The organism is Streptococcus oralis (assembly GCF_023110055.1).
GTDB classification, from domain to species: Bacteria; Bacillota; Bacilli; order Lactobacillales; family Streptococcaceae; genus Streptococcus; species Streptococcus oralis_BY.
On sequence record NZ_JALDVG010000001.1, the window covers coordinates 756,843 to 775,779 of the forward strand.

Here is an 18,937-nt window from a genome sequence, read left to right on the forward strand (position 1 = left end):
CCAATTCCTCCTACTTCAAAGACCAGCCACCATCCACTGTCAGGATTTGTCCTTGCATGGCGCTCGCTTTTCCACTTGCTAAGAAAAGGCTAAGCTCTGCTATTTCCTCTGGCTCAATCCAGCGCTTGATTGGCGTTTCACTAGCCACCCAGTCAGCCAATCCACCTGGCTCAAAGTCGACAGCAGTCATGGCTGTCTTGACTGCCCCTGGAGCAATCCCAAAGACCTGAATCCCAGCTTCAGCATAGTCTAAAGCCAACTGCTTGGTAAATCCAGCCAAAGCATGCTTAGAGGAAGTATAGGCGTGACCACCACCACCAGCTAGACTTGAGGCAATGGAACACATATTGATAATAATTCCTTTTTTATTTTCCAACATTTGTGTCAAATAATACCGAGTCAACTCAACAGGAGTCACGTAGTTGATTTCAAAAATCTCTTGAATTTCCTGGGCTGATTGTTCCAACAGTGGTTTGTAATCATCCAAAACTCCAGCAGTATTGCACAAAACATCCACATAAGGGCACCAGTCAAAAATTGGCTCCAAGTCCAAGGTCAAATCTCTCTGTAAAAAATGAAAATCACCCTCTAAGAGTGGATTTTTGCCTTGGTCAACTCCATAAACTTGATAACCCTTCTCTAAAAAGAGTCGAGCTTGAGCAAGTCCGATACCTGAGCTCACTCCCGTAATCAATACACGTCTAGTCATGCACTTCTACCCAATCCGTCGCCAAAACATCACAAGGTGTCGGGCTCCACATGGAAAAACCTTCCCCCTCCCCAGACACGTTGATGAGGAAATAAGGCGTCACTTCAAGTGCAACCCCGTTTTGTTCGATAGTGTCAAAGAGTTGGACATAGTTTTCAGCCCCTCCCCAACCAGTGCGTACATATTTTTTCTTGGCCTTTAACCCAGGCAGGATTTCTTCAAAAGTCATGATGTTCTCCTTCAATTCTACATTCTTCATTTAATTATAACAAAAAACCGTTTTCCAACGGCTTTTTGACTGTATATCTACTAAATTCTTCCTACCACTGTAATCCAGCTTCTCTAATTTCTTTCTTAGAAGCGAATTTACCATTTGGTCTGTGCCATCTTCCGTTTTTATCTCTAAAGTAGCCACCTGAATTAGTTGATTGCGAGTTTGATTCTTGGCTTTCTTCCTTCTCTTGTGCGGCTTGACGAGCTTTTTCCTGTTCTTCTTCTTTTGCTTTCTTTTCAGCTGCTTCTTTTTCTTCAGCCTCTTTCTTGGCTTTTTCCTCAGCTTCTTTTTTAGCTTTTTCTTCTTTGTTTTCAACTGTATTTTTAGCCGTACCATCCAAGTAATTGATTTCCGCATTAGCTGAAACATTGTCTAAAACGACATGCGTCACTGAATACTGATCAACCTTTTCTTTACTACCACCCAACTTGATCTCCAAGAGTTTGCCATTTTCATCAATTCCCACATACTGCAATTCAATTTGTCTCGGAATCAATTCATCTTTCTGATAGATTGGGGTCACCTTGTAGTCAAGATAGTAGTTCGGATGATTGGCCAACCAAGAGTCCAATCGATTCTCATAGTAAAGCATACTTTCTTGATTAGTATTATCTGTACCATAATAAGTTCCAGCATTTAGCCAGTTAGTCATTGGAACCAGATTCCTCTTTTCATCGTTTAATCCGCTAAACTGGTAGCCAATCAAATGACCACGATTCATCAACCAAGCCTTTTTAGAACCATCTCCATAGTAAAAATTATAGTTATGCCAACCAACCGGGTTATAACTTATCTTAGGCTCTCTCTTCTCAGTTGGCTCATCGCTGTCCTTAAGTTGAATATGAGCACCCGTTGCACGTGATTTAGAATCCAATTCCCCAAGTTCTAGCTGTTTCTCATTTTTAAAAGGCAAGAGTCCAGCTTCTTTAAACAACTTTTCATCGAACTTGATTTGCTTCTGTTCAATTTTTTCTTCTGGGACCTTTGATTCCGCCTTATGTCCAGAACAAGCAACTAGTGTTGTGATTGAAAGCAAGGCAATTGAGAAGGATAGTAGCTTTTTCATAAAAGTCTCCTCTTTATATAGTAATTAGATTAATATCTCCTATTACATTTTACTATCATTTTGTTAATTGTTCAAGAATAAAGAGACTGTTATTATACTATTTCTCCTCCAATGTTTAAAACAAAAACGATAACCACTTCTCAGTAGTTACCGTTGATTTCTTTTGATTAGTCTTTCCCACCAAGTTTGCTGTTGATGGTCATCATGATGCTGGCTATCTTCTCACCCCAGTACGGATCGGAAGCATAGCGAACATTCATTCCGGTTGCCTTGTTTCCAAGGTGGTCTCTACCATAGTCAATGTAATTTTCACGAATCCACTTAGCCGCTCCAAGAATTCCTTTGTCCACATTATCAAAGCTCTTGGCTGAGAGATATGGGCTAGTATCATAAGCAGCAATACCAAAGAAGTTGTTCTTATCTCTGGCAATTTGACTACGTCCCCACGCACTTTCAAGAGCGCTATGTGCCATCAAGTAAAGGGCATTGACACCGTAGCGTTCCTCAGCTTCTTTGAAAGTCGCTCCTTTACCTGCTAGAGGACTATCCTGCAAGTTCATCATCGAATACAGTTTATCCAATTCAGCTGCACTATAATTACTTGGTTCTCTTAAGTTTTTATAGAGGAAAGGATTTTTAATGGTAAAGCCATCAAAGTGCTCTCCATCAGTTGAGTAGTACTTCTTACCAATAACCATAGCAGAGGTGTGTGGAGCTACTTTGATACTCGTATATGGAGAGAGTTCATGGTAGAGGAATTTCCCATCACTAGTATAATGAGGGATAAACTCGCTACCTTCATCTACTGCTGTCAAATCACTTTGATTCATATAGCCAGACAAGCCAGAAATCGAAACTGCAAGTCGGCCGCCTTTTCGCGTCGAGCTATCCAGTGAAACAATGCTTCCTTGGTTAATGTAACTCAAGATTTCTCCAGATGCACTATAGACATAGGCAGTGATTGGTTTAACTTTGTAATATTTGGTTTTATCCGCAACATGCCATCTACCAGAAGCATCCAAGGTATGACCATCCACAGTTTCATTTTTTGCCATATAACCGCCTGATTTAAGGTAGTACCATGATTGGTCGGATGAATCGTAGATTAATTCTTTCTCAGCCATCTTTCCATTTGACTTGAGGTAGAACCAGTTATTCTTGTACCATACCCACTCACTCGCAGCCATATAACCACCAGATTTGAGATAGTAGTAACCATTATCCCAGAGCCATTCTTTATTGGCATAATTTCCATCAGAGTTGATATAGAACCATGAGTTATAATTCTTGTCAAAGAGCCATCCTTTACCAGCTTTTGATCCACTACTTGTCACATAATTACGGTCAATCCAAGTTTCCGTAGAGAGGTAGCCACCAGATTTGAAATGGTAATCCTTTCCTTTGATGGTTTGCCAACCTTTTTCAGCATAGGTTCCGTCAGCTTTCAAGTAAAACCAAGAGTTATAATTCTTGTCAAAGAGCCATTCCGATTTCAATTTAGCTCCACTCTTCGCAACATAGAAACGATCTATCCAGCGCTCGGTAGAAAGATAGCCGCCTGATTTGAAATGGTAATCTTTTTCTTTAATCGTTTCCCAGCCTTTTTCGGCATAGGTTCCGTCAGCTTTCAAGTAAAACCAAGCATCATAATTCTTATCAAAGAGCCATTCCGATTTCAATTTAGCTCCACTCTTCGCAACATAGAAGCGATCAATCCAACGTTCAGTAGAAAGATAACCGCCTGATTTAAAATGGTAGTCCTTCCCATCTATAGTTAACCACCTATTTTCAGCATAGGTACCATCTTGTTGAAGGTAGAACCAACTGCTATAGTTGTCATCATAAATCCAGGCTTGTTTAACCTTATTACCATTTTCTGATATATAGCTTTTACCAAGCCAAGCATTTTTCAGCATTTTACCTTGTGAATTGATGTAGTACTGGTTCTCACCTTGAGTGATCCACTCATCTTTGGCCATTTTCCCGTCTTCTTTAAGGTAATATTTTTCTTGACCTTGTTGAATCCATTCTTTTTGAGCTTTCTGACCATCAGACTTTAGATAATACCAGGATTCTTTTTCCTGATTAAATACCCACTGTTCCTTTGCTTTAGCACCACTTTCAGTCACATAGTACTGGCCAACCCACGTTTTCGTAGCTAATTTTCCAGCTTCGTTAAAATAGTAATCTTTACCACCAACTGTCAACCAGCCATTTTCTGCACGTTGACCATTATCTTTAAGATAAAACCAGTTCTGATGCGTTTGGTCAAAAAGCCATTGCTTGGTTGCTGGTTTCCCGTCTGCTTTGAGGTAGGTCTTTCCTTGCCAAGTCCCCTCTTCTGCTTTTGCTGTCTCCACTACAGTAAAAAAACACCCCAATAAGCCAGCACTTACTAGGGCCACTTTCCATCGTTTCATTTAAATGCTCCAATAACGTTTTCTAAACCCTATTGTAACATAGTTAATCGACGGAAATATTACAAATTGATGAAGATTCTATTTCTTGTTGACGATAAGGAAGACCTAGCTTATCTCAGATTGGCTTTGACTTCCTGACGGAGATTTTCTAGACTGCTAATGCCGTATTTATCCATGACTTTTGGTAAATTTTCAATAATATCAGGACAGGCATATGGATTGGTAAAATTGGCTGTTCCAACTCCGATAGCAGAGGCACCAGCCAGATACATTTCTAGCGCTGCTTCAGCAGAATCCACTCCCCCCATTCCAATGATAGGCAGGTCTGTTGTTTGGGCGACTTGACGGATGAGTTTGAGGGCTACTGGAAAAACTGCTGGACCAGACATCCCACCTGTTCCATTGGCTAGGATTGGTTTTCTTGTTTTGAGGTCAAAGCGCATACCGACTAGAGTATTGATCATAGTTAGGCCACTTGCTCCTGCGTCTTCTACGGCTTTGGCGATGGTGACAACATCCGTTACACTAGGGGTTAATTTAACATAAACTGGCACATCAGAGGCTTCCACAGCTGCCTTTACCACTTCATAAGCCAAGTCAGGATCTTGCCCAATCAAAAGTCCATGATTGCCATGATCCACATTCGGACAAGAGATGTTGAGCTCGATAGCCTTCACATTGGCTGCCTTGGAAATCCCATGAGAAACGGCAGCGTACTCTTGTTTTGAAAAGCCTGCAACATTTGCGATGATGGGAAGCGTAGGATACTCTCTTTCCAGCCAAGGCAACTTTTCAGCTAAAACAGCTTCTAAACCTGGATTTTGCAAACCGATTGCATTGAGCATACCTGCAGGCGTTTCTGCCACCCTAGGAGTTGGATTGCCAAAACGGGGTTCTAGAGTCGTTGCCTTGATCATAATAGAGCCTAAAAGGTCCAAATCATAGTACTTGGAATATTCCTGACCAAAACCAAAACAGCCTGATGCTGGTATGATAGGATTTTTCAAATCCAATCCCGGTAGAGAAACTTGTAAACGTTTGTTAGTCATGACTTTCTCCTTATAATACAACTGTTCCTGTACGGAAAACAGGGCCATCTTCACAGACGCGCTGACTAATTGTCTCACTATCTGGCACTTTTAGGACACAGGCATAGCAAGCCCCCATCCCACAAGCCATACGAGATTCTAGAGATAGATAGGCTCTTGGGTGATTATAAAATTTTTGATTGATGTACTTCATCATTCCAGGCGCTCCACATGAGTAAACAGCATCAAATTGACTGTCTAAGTCATTAATGACGACTGACACATTTCCCTTGATACCATATGAACCATCATCTGTCGTTACAAAGACCTGACCATATTGGGTCAATTCTGTTTCGAGAATCACAGCATCCTTGTTGGCAAAACCGAGGACTGTCACTACTTTCACCCCACGCGCATGCAATTCCTTGGCCACTTCAAGCAAGGGGGGAACACCAATCCCACCACCAACGAGGAGAACTTGGCTCTGATTGTCTAAATCAGACAAGTCAAAACCATTTCCCTGAGGTCCCATCACATCAAGAGTATCTCCCTGTCTTAAAGTTGAAAAAATAGCTGTCCCAGCCCCCTCTATCCGATAAATGAGATGACACTGCTTCTTGACCTTGTCAATAGACGAAATTGAAATAGGACGGCGCAAGAGATGGGCATCATCAGGCACGCGCAGATGGAGAAATTGGCCTGCTCGCATGGCTTCAACCATTTCTCCTTCTAGGACTAATTCAAAGATTGCTGGCGCAATTTCCTCCTGAGCGACCACCTTCATGGTTTCCAAACGAATGGCACCCAAACGCTTCTTACATGTGGGATTCATGACTTTTCCTCCTTAAATTTAAGGGGACCAGATAAAGAAAAGACCTTGCTATTGCAAGGTCTCAGTCGAGATAGGATAGAACTCATGCGCACACCTAAAAAGTCTCCGCAGAGAGTTCCCTATCCCTTTTATCTGACACCTTGTGAGTCTCTCTGGACTCCCCTTAAAGGTTAAATTTGTATTAGTATACTCTTTCAAAGTAAAAAAGTCAAGTAGAAAACGAACATTCTACTTGACTGTACTGGATTATTTTTCACGAATGACTTCGACCTTGTAGCCATCCGGATCCTCGACAAAGTAATAGTTTGGTGGGTTACCTGGTAGGCCTTTGGGCTCTGTAACCTCATAGCCTTTAGCGCTATGTTCTTGATGGAGTGCCTCAAGGTCAGGTGTACTGAGGGCAATATGGGCAAAGCCGTCTCCTACAACATAAGGGCCGTGGTCATAGTTATAGGTCAATTCCAACTCGTAGTCATCACCGTCAAGTCCTAGATAGACAATCGTGAAAGCATAATCTGGAAAATCCTTACGACGCAACTCTTTAAAACCAAAAGCATCTTGATAGAATGCAATTGATTTTTCAAGGTTTTCTACTCGCAAGCAAGTATGTAACATTTTTGAAGCCATTTTCATTACCTCTTTCATTTGAATAGTTCCATTATACCTTTATTCAGAAAAATTTACTAGGAACTTGAACTAGAGTCCTCTTCTCTATGCTTTCATTCTAAGCAGCGCTTTTACGATTTTCCTTGCGTATATTGCGAATAAGGAAAAGCATGATCAGGACAAAAAGTCCCTCGAGGAAGTAGAAAGCAAATTCGCTATTCAGGATTAACAGGTCTTTTTCAAAATAAATTTTGCTAAAATCGGGTATAAGTGCGAATAGGATTCGGAACAGTCTTCTTAGGAAAATAAAGATCTGCAAGCCATAAATCATAAAGACCTTCTTCACACCAATCATGAAGCCTTGATCCTTTGTAAAATAAGACAAGACGATACCATTTAACAAAAGGATAACCGTCAAGGCCAGAGTCTCATTTCTTAGGATATTTGGATTAAAAATGTTTAAGCGGCTGTGAACGAAAGGCAATAATTGAAAGAGTAGGATACCCAAAATTGCTGGTATGAAAATTTTCTTCAGAGATGGTGGAAATCCAGGACTAAATCTTGTAAAAGACAAGCTAATCACAAGAATTGCAAAAATATGGAAGTACATCATTGCAACTCCTGAAATAGTCTGGCTTCGATTTACCAAAGCAGAAAGAAAACCAGCAGAAAGAAAGATACCGATAGGAATCAGCTTATCCAAAGAATAATCCCACTTCAGCCCCTGACTCACTTGGAAACCATCGATGAAGCTGAAAAATGTAATAAACATAAGGGCACCAATGAGACCAAACGGTAAGGATGGAATGACGAGGGTCAATAGCAAGATTAGTAGGAACCATGGATGGGGGCTGTAGTAGAATTTCCGTTTTCCCCCCCTAGCAGTCACTCCTTCCTCAATCGGTGTTTTCCTTAATTTTAGCATATAGACGTAAAAGAGAGAAAACATACCCGCATGAACCCATGAATTATAACCCGGTCGCTCTAGAACACTAAGTAGCAAACTTACAATCGTAAAGAGGCCAAAGAAAATCTGAAGAAACTTATTTTTAAAGACCTGTCTTTTTTTCCAATCCAAATAAGAGAGCTTGGCCTTTGGATGACTAAGTTCATAAGCATAAACTGTCATCTCTTCTAGTTTCTGGTCTGTCTCCTCCGTCATCATTTGGGGAGCCATTTTAGAAGTAGGAAAAGGAGCCAAAACATATCTCAAGAGCTTGCCATCTGTAAACCGATGGTACTCCTTATAGATTTGTTGAAGCAAAATCGTTAGAATGCGTGGTCTTCCTTTAAAGTAGCTTCTCCACTTTTCCCAATCATTGATATCTTCATCGTTCTTAGTGAGTTTATCTATATAAAGATAACCTTCATTGTACCAGTAATCAAAATTTTCTTTTTTGTTAAGTGCATACTCCTCTACCACTGAAGGATAAGAATGGATACTCTTCCAGAAATGGAGTTTTTTCAGGTAAGGATTTGATTCCTCATCACTGTAACGCTCTACAAATTGGAGAACAAGGGCTAACACTTTCGCATTGGTTAAAGGATAGACGTCCACTTTTTCTAACAAATAAAGTAAGAGCGTGTGATCTTTAACTGTTTCAAAAAGATATTGCCAATCACGTAACAGTTTGTACTCGTCTTCATACTGAGCATGGAGCAACTCATAAAAGGTTGCCTCAACTTCATCTGGATTATCTAGAGAGTAGTAACTAAAGTCAACGTTTTCTCCCAGCTCCCCTTTTACTTCGTCTAAGTAATCAGCCAAGTCATTCAAGAGTGGATAATCCTCTTCAAATATGACTTGTCGGTTTTTTTCAAGAATATAGGTTAAAACGGGCACGCTCTTGATTATCTGACGATTTTGATTTACTTGATCTAAGACCATAAAGCTCAGATAGGGGTGCTTGAAAAACTCTATCCAAGAGCTCAATTGATTTGCTTTGTTAGAATCCTGGAGAATTTCTTGGCAAAGTTGATAGGAATAAGAGAATTGTTCAGTGGCTTCATGGGCGCTTTCAAGCGAACTGCCTTCCTCTTCTGCTATATCTCTTTTAACTTTCCAATACTTCAGTTTATAGTAATATCCCCAGTACTTAAAGTCAGGTATATAGTCTTCTAGCAAGGGAATGAGGATAGAGAATTGCTCCGGTTTGTTAAAAATATAAACATCCATTTCCTCTAAAACGGATTGAACAATGTCCATATCATACTGATACTGATGAAAGAACTGACGCCATAGATGCTCTTGTTCTTCTGGACTGTAATCATCATTTTTAACAATACTTTCAATCGCATTTCGGATTAGATAGGTTCCTTCATTATAACCACTAAAGTCAAGGGTAGACCTTGTTGTTTCTTCTTGCCCACGGTTCTCTTCGTCACCAAACGTTTCAAAGTTGAGGGTATTCTTAGCTCTTTCTTCAGAATCTCCATTTAGCTGAACTTCCTCATCATAGTCACTAAAGTCAAGGGTGGACTTTTGCTCATCCTCTTCCGCTTTAAAGGTTTCAAAGTTAAAAGAATTGCTGGTTTTATCAGTCGATTGCTGATAATCACTGAAATCAAGACTAGATGTTTCAGACTCTTCGTTCTCAGTCTTCGTTTCTTCAGTCAAGTTTTCAAAGTTGAGACTAGAGTTAGGCTTTCCATTTTCCTCTTCTTCAAGTTTAGTAGCTTCTTGAGAGTCACTCGCTTTTCTTAGGCTATTTTCTGGTCTTGTATTTCTAGATCTCGCATAAATCAAGGCTTTTTGGTAAGCTTCAACAATTTCTTGGTAAATTTCTGGTTGGTCTTCTGGGTGATAGAGCCGAACCAGTTCAGCATAACGCCTTCTAATAAGCTTGACGTCAGTCGTTGGCTCTATCCCTAAAGTTTCCCATATATTCATAAGGTCTCCTCTTTTACAGTCCTCGCTCTAGGAAGTCTAGATAGTTTGAAAATGATTGATAAAGTTTTGGCAAATGATACACAGATGCTTGACTGACCTCTTCTTCAAATCGTCTAGTTTCAGCCATTAGCTCATCTCTTCTTCTCCCCAAGAGCATACTGTACACACGATTCGCTTTTTCAATCAAGAAACGATAAACCTCTGTTTCTTGAGCATTGATCTTATAGCGAGTCAACTCTGCTTGCTTAGCCTTGATTTCCTTTTCTGTCAGAGTAACACTATCTTGGAGAATAACATGGCTAAAGACTTCCTGTGTTGAATCAATTTTCACTTCGACATCCAAAATTCCATTTAAATCATAGGTGAATCGAACTGTGAAACTTTCATTTACTCGAGTATTCACAGGGACGGGAACTTCTAATTCTCCTAGGAACAGATTTTGTGATGCCTTCATCATCTCACCTTGATAGACCTTTATCTTGACTTGACTCTGTCCCAATTCAGCCGTATAGTACTGCTCGATGCGTGAAGCAGGTAGGGTTGAATTTCGCTCAATAATCGGCGAAAAGCGGTCGCCAACTATCTCAATCCCCAGTGTAAAAGGACAAATATCAGACAGTAATAAATCTCGTATCTCACCCTGGCGTTCTTTTATTCCTGCTAAAAGGGCACAACCTCTCGCAATCATCCGATCGGGATCATCCGAAACCTGCACCACTTGATTGATACAGTAGGATAAAAAGTCCTGAACCAAGCGGAGTTTCGAAGTCCCCCCAACAAGAACAAAGTTATCTGATGATACATAGCTATAGCGTGCATCCATCAAAGCACGATCCAAAACAGCCTTAACACGGGCTAGCAACGGTTGACAAAGCTCATAAAAACGCTGGTAGCTCAAGTCTAAAGTGTATTCCTGATCTTGGTCCAGAACTGTCATCTTCACTTCTTCTTTACTATTGAGTTCTAGTTTAGTCTTTTCAGCCTGTACCAGAATTTTGCTATAAAATTCTCGGGAAATCGTATCCTTGGTTAATTGATTGGAGACTAAAAATTCCTCAGCAATAGCCGCAGTAAAGTCTTCTCCTCCCAAACGATTGTCCCCTGCAATCGACACGATTTCGACAATATTATCAAAAAGCTCTACAACTGAAATGTCAAGAGTCCCACCACCAAAATCGACTACAATAAAAGATTGATCTTCTTGGTTTACCATAGATCTTTTAGCTAGAGCCGCTGCGGAAGGTTCATTGATAATCCGATCAATCTGAACGCCTGCAAATTTCCCTGCTAGTTTGGTCGCATAGCGTTGAGCATCATTGAAATAGGCTGGAACACTAACAATCACTTCCTCAACCTTTTCTCCAAGATAGGTCTCTGCATCGTCTATCAACTTTCGAATGATAAAAGAGCTTAATTCTTCAGCCTTATATGCTCGATTTCCTAGCGTCAACTCATGCTTGGTCCCCATAAAACGCTTGAACTGAGAAACCGTCTTGTCTGGGTGGGTCACCAAGCGTTCCTTGGCAATTTTTCCAACTATAATCTCATCATTGTCATCTAAAGCCACAACAGAAGGAGTTAAATACTCACCAAAAGCATTGGGAATCAGCTTAACCTGACCATCTTGATAAACCCCTACTAAAGAATTAGTCGTTCCTAAATCAATACCTACTATCATCTTCTTCTAACTCCAAATCTTTTTTAGATATTCCTATTATACAAGAAATATCCTATTTTCTTTGAAAAAATCTGTGATTTACTCTCTAAAATAGAAAATCGTTTAAGGAAAATAAAAAAGTTTCACCCTACTCTTACGGTAAAAACCACGAGAGTAAGAATGAAACAGTTTGTCATTATTTACCAAGTTTTGCTTTAGCTGCATCTGCAAGAGCTGTGAAAGCTGCTGCATCGTTAACAGCCAAGTCAGCAAGCATTTTACGGTTAACTTCGATTTCAGCCAATTTCAAACCATGCATCAATTGTGAGTATGAAAGTCCGTTCAAACGAGCTGCCGCATTGATACGAGTGATCCACAATTTACGGAAGTCACGTTTTTTCTGACGACGGTCACGGTATGCATAGTAGTAAGAGTTCATTACTTGTTCTTTTGCAGTACGGAACAAGATGTGTTTAGCTCCATAGTAACCTTTTGCTAATTTAAGAATACGTTTACGACGTTTGCGTGATACAACGCCACCTTTAACACGTGCCATGTTTTATTTCCTCCAAATATTTCCTAGAATTGTTTACTTACCGTTAGGCTATTATTTCAAGCGAGTAAGCATTGCTTTGATACGTTTGAAATCTCCTGAATGCACCATAGATGCTTTACGAAGATGACGACGTTGTTTCTTAGTTTTTCCGTGGAAACGGTGAGAAGTGTAAGCACGGAAACGTTTAAGTCCACCAGAACCTGTACGTTTGAAACGTTTAGCTGATGCGCGGTGTGTTTTTTGTTTTGGCATGATTTTTTCTCCTTTATTTAACTTTCTGACAATTATTTTTTGTCAGTTGCTGGCGCCAACTGCATGAACATTTGGCGTCCATCCATCTTAGCTCGTTGTTCGATGATCGCAATATCTTGTGTTGCTTCAGCAAACTCGGCTAAAACTTTTGCACCAATCTCTTTATGGGTGATCATACGCCCTTTAAAGCGAATGGATACCTTAACTTTATTTCCTTTTTCAAGGAACTTGCGTGCATTGCGAAGTTTTGTGTCAAAGTCACCCTTGTCAATAGTTGGACTCAGACGAACTTCTTTCACAGTAACAACACTTTGTTTTTTACGTTGTTCTTTTTGCTTTTTCTGGTACTCAAATTTGAACTTACCGTAGTCCATAATTTTAGCAACAGGCGGTTTTGCTTGGGGTTGAATTAAAACTAAGTCAACATTCGCACTATCAGCCAATGCTTGCGCTTCGCTGAGTGGCTTGATGCCTAGCTGTTCTCCCTCAAGACCGATCAAGCGAACTTCACGTACACGAATTTCATCATTGATGAATAAGTCTTGCTTTGCTATGGTTTTCACCTCTTTTTTATTATTAGAGAAAAACAATAGCGGACTCGTAATGATACAAGCCCGCACGTTATGATAGCGTTTCTTAGAAACTTTTCATCCGTAGGGCCAGGCAACTTGATGTCACAAGGCGAGAAGCTCTCACTTCTGCTTTTCTCAACTTTTATATGATACCAAGTTTTCTATTCCTTGTCAAGATAAAAAGTCAATTTTTCGAAAAGTTTGTCTATTTTATCGAACCGTTTCAATTCGCCAACTATTCCACCCTGTAAAGCGGATAGCCCCTTGCTGGTCAGTTCTGTAAATCTTACTCTTGATACTTTCCATTCGTGTCAAGGATTCCTGATGGGGGAGTTTCGCACGATTGTTTTTTCCAACTGAGATGAGAGTAATTTCTGGTTTGATTTTTTCTAGGAAAGTTGGATTTGATGAGGTTTTAGCACCATGTTGGCTTGCTTTCAAGACATCCACCTCTAGGTCAGGATAATGCTTCAACAAGTCCTTCTCTCTTTTTTCCTCCAAATTTCCTGTGAAGAGAAAGTGCTTATCTAAGAGTTTTCCATAAAGAACCAAAGAATCATCACGATCCCCATCTCCAATCTGCCTTGGAGATAGGACTTCTAACTGACTTCCAAAAATCGAAAAATTATCCCCCTCTGTCACACTGCGCACCTTAGTTTGACTTGCTTCTAATTCTGCCACAAAATCCTTCTGTGTCAGACTTCCTTTTGATACTAAAATCTCTCCAACATGGAAAGCCTTGGTCACCTCCAGCAAATCGCCAACATGCTCCTTGTCTGTATTGGTCAAAATCAGCTGGTCAATCTTATCTACTCCTCGACTTTTAAGATAGGGAATCAAAGTTCTCTGGGCATTGCTGGTCGTCGCCTTTTCCTGCCAAGCTTGTATTTTCTTGTCAGATTCTGCTTTACCTCCTACATCTATGAGAATAGTTTTACCAGTTACATCCCGTAGGAAAATACTCTCCCCTTGCCCAACATCTAGCATGGTAATTTCATTTTCAAGTGGATGCTTGGTCAGGAAAAAGAGCCCCACAATAAAGAGAATGACTCCTGCTATTCTTTTAATATTTTTCCTAAAATCATAGACTAAAGCTAATGAAACTAAGAGAAGAATCAAAAACCACGCATTGGGTTGACCAAAGACCAGGGGCCTACTTGCCAGCTGCGATACCAAGCGAATGATACACTCCAACCACTCAAAGACAAAGTTAAACTGAGTGACTGGGTAAACAAAAGACAGAATGAATAAGATGGACAAAAGTGGCAAGAAGACCACATCAAACAGAAAGGAAAAAACAAAGGTCAAAAGGATAGACCAAGGCTGAAATTCTGCAAAATAAAAGGATAGAATGGGCAATATTCCCAAAGAAATGACCATACTTTCTCTGGCAACAGCCTTGAGCCCCTCCCCTTCTTTGCTTGTCATAGTCAAGATAAAAGCATAAGCGCAGGACAAGACCCCTCCAGCTGTCAAGAAAAAGTTGGGCATGATGATAAAGAGGACAAGGACCGTCAAGGCAAAATTATCCAAACCCTTAACACCATGTTGGGCCAGTAACTTTTGCAAGAGACTGCGAATGACAGATGCTGAAAATCCTGTCAGACCTGCATAGATAAGAGAAAAGGGATAAGTTAGCCACTTCAACTTTTCTTGGGTCAAGCCCAATCGCAAGAGGAGTTTCTTAAAGGCATCCATAAAGAAGCCCACTTGCATACCTGACAAGGCAAATAGATGGATAATTCCAAGACTGGAATAAAGCTCATTCATCTCCTCAAAATCCGTGTCCAAATGTCCTAAAAGAAGCCCTGTCATATAGTTGCGCATAGGGTCTGGAAAGTGCGCCTTGATCCAAACTACAGCCTTTCGACGTAAAGCCGACAAATTTTCACCTATATCCCAACTGCTAACCTGTTTAAGTGACTGGATGCTCTTGATAGTCAGTGTCTGGTAAATTCCCTGAGTCTTCAGATAGGCTTGGTAGTCAAATCCACCAAAATTTCTCTGCCCTTCAGGATCTGAAACTTTCCCTTCTAGCTCTATCTCGTGAAGATCTGTTAAGGCTTGAAAGAGCTCTTTTTCCTCCTCAGACTGGAGTTTATAGTAAACTTGGAAGGTACGGCCGTCAGCCTTGCCCCGAAAGGACAGACTGTCTCCATTGACCTTAATAGTGTCAGGCAAAATCCGTACCCTTTCAACAGAATCTACTAGGTTTTGACTTGCTTGTGTCTGTTGCCAATTTTGAAACAAAAACCAAAATCCAAAAACTCCACAAATCGCTAAAACTTTTCCAGCAGATTTCCATGGAAATTGGAAAAAGAGGCAGAAGAGCAAAAAAACAAAACCTAGCAGTGCGAGATAGGACACTCCAAAAATGGCATAGTAAAGCCAGAGTAACAGAAAGCTCAGATAGATTAGGGGGATAGGGAAATTCTTAATCCACTGTGACATAATCTTTTAGCTTTTCTATGGTCTTAGCGCCAATGCCAGAGACCTTCTTTAATTCATCTACCGACTTGAATTTGCCATTTGCCTCACGATGGTCGATAATATCCTGAGCTCGTTTTCCTCCCAAGCCTTTGACCTGCTTTAGTTCTTCCAGACTAGCTTTATTGAGATTGACCTTCTTTTCTTTACTTGTCGAAGGAGTCGTTCCAGAGGCAGCCTGCTGACTAGCCGCTTCTTCTCCCTTAGTTGGAACATAGACAAGAGCCTCGTCACTGACTTTCTGAGCGAGATTAAGCGACTTACTATCTGCTTCCTCTGTCAATCCACCAGCTTTCTGAACAGCATCATGAACACGACTCCCTACTGGTAAATCATAAATCCCTGGCGATTTAACAGCACCTTTGACATCCACTGTGATCAGATCTTGTTCAGCAGACTCTTCCTTTTCTTCCTTCTTGACTTCCTTTTCAGACGATGAATCCTTTGAAACGGCCGAGACTTCAGCTTGCAAATTCTTTTCTTTGACGGGTGTTTGTGAAGTTGGCTTTAGTAGGAAAAATCCGCCCAAGGCCAAACCTAAAATAGCACAAATGACAATGATTTTATACTCTTTGATTTTCTCGATAATTGCTTCCATATTTTCTCCTCTCTTAAGTTATTCGCAAGAGAAAGAAAAAAACAGCTGAAAATTTCTTTTCAACTGCTTATTTATTTGCAAAATAGTCTTCCTTGGTCAAGACATAATGAACTCTTGTAACGATTCGTCCTGGTTCTTTATTATCCATTCTGGCATAGGGTTCTTCGTGGGAAAAGCGCATACCTGATTTCTCCATGACCTTTCCTGATGCGGGATTGTCTTTGTCATGAAGGGCAGTCAACTTGTGCATTCCAATCTTCTCAAAAGCCAGCTCAATCACGGCACGATTGGCTTCTGTCGTCAATCCTTGATTCCAATACTTTTGGTTGATAATGTAACCAATAGCTGCCTTCTTAAGAATAGGATCAATCTTGTGCAAGTCAATGGTTCCAATAAACTGACAATTGCTTTTTAGCTCGATCCCCCACCGTCCCAAGGGATTAGCCAAGTAGAACTGAGCAATGTTGTTCTTGGTTTCTTCTAAGCTTTGATTTGTTGGAAAAGTGTAGCGTGTATTTTCTCTGTCTGAGGCATACTCAAACATAGCTTCTGCATCGTCCAAGGTTACAGGTCGGAGCAACAAACGCTCCGTTTCTATAGATGGATACTGGGCAAATTTCACAAATATTGATTCCATACTTTTCCCTCCATTAGAGTTTGATTCTCACTAGTCTAGCATAAATAAATTTGGATGACAAGTTTTTCTTGATTTTTGAAGCGGTTTCATATACAATAAAACCATCACATTTTTGATTTATGAACTGAAATGTGACAACTAAAACAATCCCGTCAATTGAAAGGTAGGTTATCTCTATGTTAATCGGAATCCCAAAAGAAATTAAAAATAATGAAAACCGTGTTGCCCTCACTCCTGCTGGCGTCCATAGTTTAGTCAGTCGCGGGCATCGTGTCCTCATCGAATCAAATGCTGGTCTCGGTTCAGGATTTACTGATGCGGACTATCAAAAGCAAGGAGCTGAGATTGTCGCTACTGCTGCAGAAGCATGGGCTGCCGAGTTAGTCGTGAAAGTAAAAGAACCACTAGCTTCTGAATATGGTTATTTGCGCGACGATCTTCTTCTCTTCACCTACTTGCACATGGCCGCTGCGCCAGAATTAGCAGAAGCTATGTTAGCAGCCAAAACAACAGGAATTGCCTATGAAACTGTTCGTGACAATCAAGGACAACTACCGCTCCTCGTTCCTATGAGTGAGGTTGCAGGTCGTATGGCTGTTCAAATCGGAGCTCACTTCCTTACTAAGCAAGCTGGTGGTTCTGGTATTCTACTTGGTGGTGTACCAGGTGTTCCAAAAGGAAAAGTAACCATCATCGGTGGTGGTGTCGTCGGTACACATGCTGCCCGCATCGCCCTTGGTCTTGGTGCTCAAGTGACTATTTTAGATATCAGTGCTAAGCGTCTCTCGGTTCTAGAAGAAGTCTTTGGTAACCAAATCCAAACTCTTATGTCTAATTCATTCAACATCGAAGCAAGTGTGAGAGATGCTGATGTTGTGATTGGTGCAGTTCTCATCCCTGGTGCCAAAGCACCAAAATTGGTGACAGATGAGATGGTCAAACAAATGCGTCCAGGCTCTGTCATCGTTGATGTTGCCGTTGACCAAGGTGGCGTTATCGAGACAGCTGACCGTGTGACAACGCACGATGAACCTGTCTATGAAAAATATGGTGTTCTCCACTATGCCGTTGCCAATATCCCTGGTGCGGTTGCCCGTACTTCTACTATCGCCCTAACCAATGTCACTCTTCCTTATATCGAAGCTCTGGCTGGCAAAGGATTCGCACAAGCAATTGCTGAAGATGAGGGCTTGCGTCAAGGTGTGACCACTTATAAAGGTTACTTAACTAGCCTACCAGTTGCCGAAGGGCTCGATAAAGAGCACACGTCTATCGACGAACTTGTTTAAAGCTATACACTCATTAAAAAAGAGCAGTTCAAATTGAACTGCTCTTTTTTTGCTATTCTGTCTCTTCCTTCTTTTCTTCATTTTTAACTGGAGCTGGTTCATAGGCTCGGATAATCTGAGCAACAACAGGATGGCGAACCACATCCTTAGCTGAAAAATGAACAAAGTCGATTTGGTGAATGTTCTTGAGCTTTTCTTGAGCATCAATCAAACCGGACTTAACATTACGTGGTAGGTCAATCTGGCTGATATCTCCATTGACAATCATCTTAGAATTAAAGCCTAAACGAGTCAAGAACATCTTCATCTGCATGATGGTCGTATTTTGTGCTTCATCGAGAATGACAAAGGCATCATCCAAGGTCCGACCACGCATATAGGCAAGGGGCGCGATTTCGATAATTTCACGTTCCATGAGACGAGTCGTTTGGTCTTTCCCAAGAATCTGATACAAGGCATCATAAACTGGTCGAAGATAAGGATCGACCTTCTCCTTAAGATCACCTGGAAGAAATCCTAGACTCTCACCAGCTTCCACTGCTGGTCGAGTGAGGATAATACGCTTGACTTGCCCACGTTTAAGGGCAGTCACTGCCAAGGTCACGGCAAGAAAGGTCTTCCCTGTCCCTGCAGGTCCGATTCCAAAGGTCACATCATGCTGTTTGACACTGTCCACATAAAGTTTTTGACCCAAGGTTTTGACACGAATCGGTTTCCCAGTATTGTCCTTGATAATTTCTTCTTCGTAAAGGGCGACAAACTTGTCGATTTCATCGTTTTTAACCATGCTAATAGCCGTCACCACATCTGGCGTCCCAACTGTCATCCCTCGATTAACCAAAACCATCAAGGCTTGGATAACCTGACGGGTTTCCTCACAGGCAGACTCTTCTCCGATAACCTGGACAATTTCCGTACGGGCATGAATCACCACATCGAGCTCTTCTTCCATCAAACGAAGATGGCGCTCATTGGAACCAAAAAGATGGAACAAGTCATCTGGGTGACTTAGTTGAATGTCTATTGAATGTTCCTTCAAATAAAGAACCTCTCTAATCCGTTTA

The 18,937-nt window shown here is 41.0% G+C and carries 17 protein-coding genes and 1 other annotated feature; of the genes, 1 reads left to right on the top strand and 16 read right to left on the bottom strand.

Translation table 11 applies throughout. From position 1 onward, the window contains the following. Positions 1-10: 10 nt before the first annotated feature. The 15 genes from M1G01_RS03635 to M1G01_RS03705 form a co-directional block, all read right to left on the bottom strand. A complete protein-coding gene (locus tag M1G01_RS03635) occupies positions 11-709 on the bottom strand; it encodes a 3-oxoacyl-ACP reductase (protein WP_247931185.1) in 699 nt (232 codons plus the stop codon). Next, a complete protein-coding gene (locus M1G01_RS03640) occupies positions 702-938 on the bottom strand; it encodes a DUF2829 domain-containing protein (RefSeq protein WP_000141913.1) in 237 nt (78 codons plus the stop codon). The genes M1G01_RS03635 and M1G01_RS03640 overlap by 8 nt, the downstream gene beginning before the upstream one ends. A gap of 91 nt (positions 939-1,029) precedes the next feature. Next, a complete protein-coding gene (locus M1G01_RS03645; RefSeq protein ID WP_247931186.1) occupies positions 1,030-2,049 on the bottom strand; it encodes a DNA/RNA non-specific endonuclease in 1,020 nt (339 codons plus the stop codon). Between the two features lie 167 nt (positions 2,050-2,216). After that, the gene (locus M1G01_RS03650; protein WP_247931187.1) at positions 2,217-4,469 is read right to left on the bottom strand and encodes a glucosaminidase domain-containing protein; all 2,253 of its coding nucleotides are present in this window, start codon (positions 4,467-4,469) and stop codon (positions 2,217-2,219) included. A gap of 110 nt (positions 4,470-4,579) precedes the next feature. After that, positions 4,580-5,566: a dihydroorotate dehydrogenase gene (locus M1G01_RS03655; RefSeq protein ID WP_247931188.1), complete on the bottom strand. Its 987-nt coding sequence runs from the start codon at positions 5,564-5,566 to the stop codon at positions 4,580-4,582. Next, on the bottom strand, positions 5,529-6,329 hold the full coding sequence (locus M1G01_RS03660; RefSeq protein WP_001070080.1) for a dihydroorotate dehydrogenase electron transfer subunit: 801 nt from the start codon (positions 6,327-6,329) through the stop codon (positions 5,529-5,531). Before M1G01_RS03660 ends, M1G01_RS03655 begins: the two co-directional genes overlap by 38 nt. Before the next feature lie 246 nt (positions 6,330-6,575). Beyond that, positions 6,576-6,956 carry a lactoylglutathione lyase gene (gene gloA, locus M1G01_RS03665; RefSeq protein WP_247931189.1) on the bottom strand — a complete coding sequence of 127 codons (381 nt, stop codon included), beginning with the start codon at positions 6,954-6,956 and terminating at the stop codon, positions 6,576-6,578. Between the two features lie 97 nt (positions 6,957-7,053). Then, positions 7,054-9,825 carry a J domain-containing protein gene (locus M1G01_RS03670; RefSeq protein ID WP_247931190.1) on the bottom strand — a complete coding sequence of 924 codons (2,772 nt, stop codon included), beginning with the start codon at positions 9,823-9,825 and terminating at the stop codon, positions 7,054-7,056. Positions 9,826-9,838: 13 nt separating this feature from the next. Continuing rightward, positions 9,839-11,503: a molecular chaperone HscC gene (locus M1G01_RS03675; RefSeq protein ID WP_247931191.1), complete on the bottom strand. Its 1,665-nt coding sequence runs from the start codon at positions 11,501-11,503 to the stop codon at positions 9,839-9,841. 175 nt (positions 11,504-11,678) lie between these two features. Further along, on the bottom strand, positions 11,679-12,038 hold the full coding sequence (gene rplT / locus M1G01_RS03680; protein WP_000124830.1) for a 50S ribosomal protein L20: 360 nt from the start codon (positions 12,036-12,038) through the stop codon (positions 11,679-11,681). Positions 12,039-12,089: 51 nt separating this feature from the next. Continuing rightward, the gene (rpmI, locus tag M1G01_RS03685) at positions 12,090-12,290 is read right to left on the bottom strand and encodes a 50S ribosomal protein L35 (RefSeq protein WP_001125942.1); all 201 of its coding nucleotides are present in this window, start codon (positions 12,288-12,290) and stop codon (positions 12,090-12,092) included. Positions 12,291-12,322: 32 nt separating this feature from the next. Continuing rightward, positions 12,323-12,853, bottom strand: a complete 531-nt coding sequence (infC, locus tag M1G01_RS03690; protein ID WP_000848184.1) for a translation initiation factor IF-3 — start codon at positions 12,851-12,853, stop codon at positions 12,323-12,325. Between the two features lie 15 nt (positions 12,854-12,868). Next, positions 12,869-13,000, bottom strand: a sequence feature (ribosomal protein L20 leader region). Between the two features lie 72 nt (positions 13,001-13,072). Further along, positions 13,073-15,313: a DNA internalization-related competence protein ComEC/Rec2 gene (locus tag M1G01_RS03695; RefSeq protein WP_247931192.1), complete on the bottom strand. Its 2,241-nt coding sequence runs from the start codon at positions 15,311-15,313 to the stop codon at positions 13,073-13,075. Beyond that, positions 15,297-15,947, bottom strand: coding sequence for a helix-hairpin-helix domain-containing protein (locus M1G01_RS03700; protein ID WP_076984480.1), 651 nt, complete (start codon positions 15,945-15,947; stop codon positions 15,297-15,299). The genes M1G01_RS03695 and M1G01_RS03700 overlap by 17 nt, the downstream gene beginning before the upstream one ends. 67 nt (positions 15,948-16,014) lie before the next feature. Further along, positions 16,015-16,584, bottom strand: coding sequence for a GNAT family N-acetyltransferase (locus tag M1G01_RS03705; RefSeq protein WP_247931193.1), 570 nt, complete (start codon positions 16,582-16,584; stop codon positions 16,015-16,017). Between the two features lie 176 nt (positions 16,585-16,760). On the opposite strand from M1G01_RS03705, the gene ald reads away from it, so the two are divergent. Then, positions 16,761-17,873 (top strand): alanine dehydrogenase, encoded by a 1,113-nt coding sequence (gene ald / locus M1G01_RS03710; RefSeq protein WP_247931194.1) that lies wholly within the window; start codon positions 16,761-16,763, stop codon positions 17,871-17,873. A 52-nt stretch (positions 17,874-17,925) separates the two neighbouring features. Here the strand turns inward: ald and M1G01_RS03715 are convergent, their stop codons facing one another. Then, positions 17,926-18,912, bottom strand: a complete 987-nt coding sequence (locus tag M1G01_RS03715) for a PhoH family protein (protein ID WP_247931195.1) — start codon at positions 18,910-18,912, stop codon at positions 17,926-17,928. Between the last annotated feature and the right edge of the window lie 25 nt (positions 18,913-18,937).